The sequence below is a fragment of the Halorubrum sp. AJ67 genome, assembly GCF_000513435.1.
In genome coordinates this window covers 73752-76011 of the sequence record NZ_CBVY010000002.1, presented here as the reverse complement: position 1 = coordinate 76011, position 2260 = coordinate 73752, and the positions used below count along the sequence as shown (strand labels likewise).

General features: G+C 70.5%; 3 protein-coding genes and 1 pseudogene. 3 read left to right on the top strand and 1 reads right to left on the bottom strand.

Annotated elements, in window-relative coordinates; genetic code table 11:
• The 3 genes from BN903_RS02475 to BN903_RS02465 form a co-directional block, all read left to right on the top strand.
• Window positions 1-297: PAC2 family protein (locus BN903_RS02475; protein ID WP_048076452.1), on the top strand; the 297-nt coding region annotated here is incomplete at its 5' end.
• 96 nt (window positions 298-393) lie between these two features.
• On the top strand, window positions 394-1446 hold the full coding sequence (gene trmB, locus BN903_RS02470; protein WP_048076233.1) for an HTH-type sugar sensing transcriptional regulator TrmB: 1053 nt from the start codon (window positions 394-396) through the stop codon (window positions 1444-1446).
• Window positions 1447-1541: 95 nt separating this feature from the next.
• Window positions 1542-2015 (top strand): universal stress protein, encoded by a 474-nt coding sequence (locus BN903_RS02465; protein ID WP_048076232.1) that lies wholly within the window; start codon window positions 1542-1544, stop codon window positions 2013-2015.
• 32 nt (window positions 2016-2047) lie between these two features.
• On the opposite strand, the pseudogene BN903_RS02460 reads toward BN903_RS02465, so the two are convergent.
• A pseudogene (locus tag BN903_RS02460) lies at window positions 2048-2260 on the bottom strand (DJ-1/PfpI family protein); the annotation flags it as partial.

Below are 2260 nucleotides of genomic sequence, written 5' to 3'. Positions count from 1 at the left end.
ACCGACGTGCCCGCGATGGAGTCCGGCTTCCTCGACGGGGCGAACGCCGGACTGCTCGAACGCGGGATCGACTCCCCGCTCGGCGTCGGCGTGTTCGTCACGCCGGTCCACGCGCAGGCCCCCGACGTCGACGCCGCGGTGCGGCTCGTCGACACGGCGAACGCGGTGTACGACCTCGGCGTCGACGCGGCCCCGCTGGAGGCGTTCGCCGAGGAGATCCGCCGCCACTACGAGGACCTCGCCGAGCGGATCGAGGAGCGGGAGCCGGAGGGGAGCTACGACCGGATGTATATGTAACGACCCCTACCGGGGCACGTGGGGAGGCCGCTCCGAAAACGCGTACAACTCGGCTCATAGTAAAAAGCTATAATCCCCGCCCCCGTCTCTTGTCATATGACGGACGACCTTCGGGACACCCTCGACCGCGTCGGGGACCGGTTCAACCTCGGCGAGTACGAGATCGACGCGTACCTCGCGGTGTTGGAACACGGCGAACTCACCGCCAGCGACATCGCCGACCGCACCGACATCCCGCAGCCGCGGGTGTACGACACCGTTCGGAGCCTCTCGGACCGCGGGCTCGTCGAACTCCGCGAGTCGCGGCCGATGAAGATCGTCGCCGTCGACCCCGAGGACGCCTTCGGCGACCTGCGTTCGTCGTTCGCGGAGATGGTGGACGAACTGGAGGCGCGTTACACTGCGCCGACCCGCGAGACGGAGGCGGTGTCGCTCGTGAAGTCGCGGTCGACGATCCTCCGGTACCTCGAAGAGGTGATCGCGAACGCGGAGTACGAGCTGGCGGTGTCGCTCACGCCCGGCCTCCTCAGGCGGTTCCGCGACGAGCTCGCCGCAAAGGTCGCCGCGGGGGTCAGCGTCGAGCTGCTCGTCACGCCCGCGTCGAACGCCCCCGACCCGACCGAGTTCGACTACCTGGAGGTCGCGACCATCGCCCGCGCGCGCCGGGGGATCACCACGCCCGTCCTCGCGGTCGGCGACGGCGAGTACTCCGTGTACGCCACCCAAGACGCCCTGCGCGACGACCGCGAGCGCTACGGGGTCATCTTCAACCGCTCCGCGCTCGGCTTCCTCGTCTCCGGCTTCTTCGGGACCGTCCTGTGGACGACCGCGGAGACGCTCGCCGCCGACGGGGAGGAACGACCCTTCCCGCGCCGCTACGCCTCCATCCGGCGCGCCGTCAAGGACGTCCGCGAGTTCGACGGCGAGGAGTTCTACGCGACCGTCGAGGGCCGCGACATCGAGACCGGCGAGGAGGTGACGGTCCGCGGGAAGGTCGTCGACGTCGCGTTCGTCGACACCGAGGAGGTCGCGTCGCTGGTCGTCGACACCGAGAACGGCCGCGTCGAGATCGGCGGCCGCGTCGCCGCCCTCGAAGATGTCGAGGGACAAGAGATCGTGATCGGCCGCGGCGAGCCGCCGGCGCTTTGAGGCGGCCCGAGACGCGCTGCCAGTGAGGCCGGAAGGCGACACCCGCGACGCCCGCATCGACAGCGTATTTACGTCCCGGAGCCCACCTGTCTGACATGACGCTCGTCGTGGTTCCGGTCCGGTTCCCCCCGTCGTCGCACTCGGCGGCGACGCTCCGAGAGGCTGCTCGCGTCGCCCAAGAGCGCGACGCCGACCTCACGATCCTCCACGTGGACCTGTACCAGCGCTCGGGCGGCGTCTCGCGCAGCGACCTCAAGCGCGCCGTCGAGGAGCGGATCGGCCGGCTCGACCGCGCGCGCTACGTCGTCCGCCGCGGCTTCCTCGTCGAGGAGACGATCTTAGAGGAGGTCGTCGCCGAGGGGGCCGACGTCGTCGTCATCGGCTCGAAACAGGCCGGTCGCTGGCGGCGGATGGTCCAGAAGCTCCTCTCGGACCCCGACATCGACTCGTTCCTCCGCGGCGAGCTGGACTGTACCGTGATCACCGTCGACGCCGACGGCGAGACCACGACGAGCGAGACGAGTACAGACGACGCCGCGCCGCTCCCGGACGACGCGGGCGACGACTGACCGCCCCGGCGACCCACTCCGGCTCCGGCGACCTACTCCGCGACCGCGTACCGCCGTTCGTACTCGATGACGGTCGCGACGCGGTCGGCGACCGCCTCCCCGAACTCCCGCTCGACGACGTAGAGCGCTAGGTCGAGCCCGGAGGTGACGCCGCCCGCGGTGAGCAGGTCGCCGTCGTCGACGACGCGCGCGTCGACGACCTCCGCGCCGGAGTCGCGCAGTTCCTCGACCGCGGAGGCGTGCGT